At 46.0% G+C, this 2,194-nt stretch carries 1 protein-coding gene; it reads right to left on the bottom strand.

The annotated features are described in order from the left end of the window. Window positions 1-137 precede the first annotated feature (137 nt). Entirely contained in the window at window positions 138-1,172 is a 1,035-nt protein-coding gene (locus P5683_RS24320; RefSeq protein WP_006625941.1) for an RNA-guided endonuclease TnpB family protein, read from the bottom strand. Window positions 1,173-2,194 lie beyond the last annotated feature (1,022 nt).

Below are 2,194 nucleotides of genomic sequence, written 5' to 3'. Positions count from 1 at the left end.
TCGGCTTCCTTGGGTTTGACATATCTGGCAATAGGTTTATCCTCAACTCTTCTCGCTTATTATACCATATTGCCCTAAAATATTAACCTAATTTGAGATTAAATCATACTCTCTCGGTTTATCGGTGTTTCGGCAATTTATCCCCCAATAGGAAAACTAGCTTTAGAAGTATACGATTCCTCCTGTTCAACGTAGGAGATACCGTATCTCCCCCGCAATGCTTTCAGTTTAGCTCTAAAACTGGCGTGGGGAATTTGAAGGAAGTTCTGGTTATTGGGGCTGGCGATATTAATCTCCGGCTTGATACCGACGTTAAAACCTACCACAATTTTCGCGATTCGGTTCTCGATACAGTGATTAACAATGTAACGGGCGGCTTTGTTGAGATAATCCCTAACCTTGCTATGGCGATTCCGCGTTACCCTAGTCTGGCGCTCCTTTATTCCCTCGATTTTCTGCAAATCTTTAATCGATTGCAGTCGGGCGTTCTCTTTGTTGTACCAACGGTTAAGGGATTTCAGTTTTTTGCCATCCACGATAAAGGATGCCCCGTTGGTATCGACGCAAGTAGCCAGATTGTCAAGTCCGATATCGATCTCTAGAGCCGTATCGGGTTCGGTGGGAACGGGAGTTGCTTCCACCTCGTAAATAAACTCCACGTCAAAAAAACGGGCGTTATATCGAGGGTGAATCCGAACTTCCTTGAGAGTGTCGGGAGCGATTCTTTCCGGGAAAGGAATCCAAATTTCGCCCCGCCAGTTGCCCAAGTCGAGAGACACGGGAACTCTAAATTTTCCGTCCTTGATTTTAACCCTCGGCCTAATCCGGACGAAATAAGCGTCTTTGGGCCGGTAGTGAGGGAGTCTAACTTTCTGTGGAAAGGTCTCCTCTTTGAGGGCCTGGCTCAAACGGTAGAAGCTCCGAAAAGTGCGATCGACTACTTTAAGAGTTTGTTGGGCTATATCGGTGTTCAACCGTTTATAGTTCGAGTTTCCCTTACAGTAGTGATAGTTGGACTCGTAGCAAAGATGTTTCCCATCTTGGAAGTAATACTGCCATTGAGTGTAAATTCCTACATTGTAGAGATTTTTACTCAGTCGGCAGAGTTCCCCCAAGGCTTTCAACTCTCGCACTGGAAGTCCTCGTATCTGGTTCTTTTGAGTCAGGTACATAGCTTCTCACTAGAACTATGTGTATTTTAGTGAGAAGTGTCTCCAATGTAAAGCCGTGCTGGAAGCACGGGGTTGGAAACCCATGATTTACTATGATAGTTGTGCGAGACGTTCAGGCATGAAATAAGGCTGCAATGCTGAAATAACTGTCTGGAGGGTACTTCAACCCCTTGGTTGAATATAAGGAGTGCACTCCTGACCATTCCCATAACTGTTTATATGTCCCGACGCTTGGAGGAATCTAAGTAGGGCAGGGAACTCAAGGTCAATCCCACAAAGAAATCGTAATGCTCAATTATACCATAAGGAGGAGTATTAAAACCACTTGGGCGAATGTGGGAAAGAGTAACGGCGATAGCCACCCCCAGTTTCAGGATTCACAACCCTGGGATAGAAGCGGGGAACGGAAGGCGTGAAGTAGAACCTACTACCAAAAACGACCACTGCCAACCATCCATGACTAAGGAAATCTGAATGTTCCGACTTGAACCATCGTAAATAGTAAGCAGCGGTGCGAGACATTCAGGCATTAAATAAAGTTGCAATACCCGAAATAACCCCCTGGTGGGTATTTCAGCCCCTTGGCTGAATATAAGAGGCTCGACTCTGACCATCCCCATAACTGTTTATATGTCCCAACAGCGAAAGCAAGGCTGGGAACTCAAGGTCAATTCCGCAAATCAAATCGAATACCCAACGACTACAAGAAGGAGTATTAAAACCAATTAGGGCGATTGCGGGAAAGAGTGACGGCGATAGCCACCCCCAGTTTCAGGATTCACAACCCTGGGATAGAAGCGGGGAACGGAAGGCGTGAGGGAAACCTATTCCCAACAATCCGACCACTGCCAACCATCCATGACTAAGGAAATCTGAATGTTCCGACTTGAACCATCGTAAACTATAAGTAGCGAAATAGGTTGACACGCTGCGCTCAAAAGAGCAAGGGGAAGAGTAGGTGTTTCGTTGTATAGCATTAGTCAAGGTGGTTAGGACGCAGCTTTGAGAACGGAATCCATGGC

Origin of the sequence: Limnospira sp. PMC 1279.21 (assembly GCF_032349615.1) — a bacterium.
GTDB classification, from domain to species: Bacteria; Cyanobacteriota; Cyanobacteriia; order Cyanobacteriales; family Microcoleaceae; genus Limnospira; species Limnospira fusiformis.
The sequence above is the reverse complement of the archived record's forward strand: the minus strand, read 5'-3'. Positions and strand labels throughout refer to the sequence as shown.